Here is a 365-nt window from a genome sequence, read left to right on the forward strand (position 1 = left end):
CTTGTTAACCAGCGCACAAAAAGAATGATAACCGACGGTAATTTTTGAAACTTATATGAATAAATGGCCCAGTCTCAAACAGCTCCACTATCTGATCACTTTGCATGAAACGCGTCACTTTGGTGAGGCCGCTCAGCTGTGTTTTGTTAGCCAATCGACTATAAGCAAAGGGATTCAGAATCTCGAAGAGCAATTTGGTTGTTCACTGTACGAGAAGAAAGATAAGAAGAGTGCATTGGTGTTTACCCATATCGGTGAAATGGTGGTTAAACAAGGACGAGAACTGCTCACTAAGAGTCAAGATTTGATGGAGCTTGGCCAACTTGCGTGTGGCGGTGCAATGCAGGGGCAATTGAGGCTTGGGG

The 365-nt window shown here is 44.4% G+C and carries 1 protein-coding gene; it reads left to right on the top strand.

Translation table 11 applies throughout. From position 1 onward, the window contains the following. Positions 1-55 precede the first annotated feature (55 nt). The coding region (locus tag AB4585_RS28570; RefSeq protein WP_372172153.1) for a LysR family transcriptional regulator at positions 56-365 on the top strand (310 nt) is incomplete at its 3' end.

Source organism: Vibrio sp. 10N.222.49.C9 (assembly GCF_041474985.1).
Classification (GTDB): Bacteria; Pseudomonadota; Gammaproteobacteria; order Enterobacterales; family Vibrionaceae; genus Vibrio; species Vibrio crassostreae_C.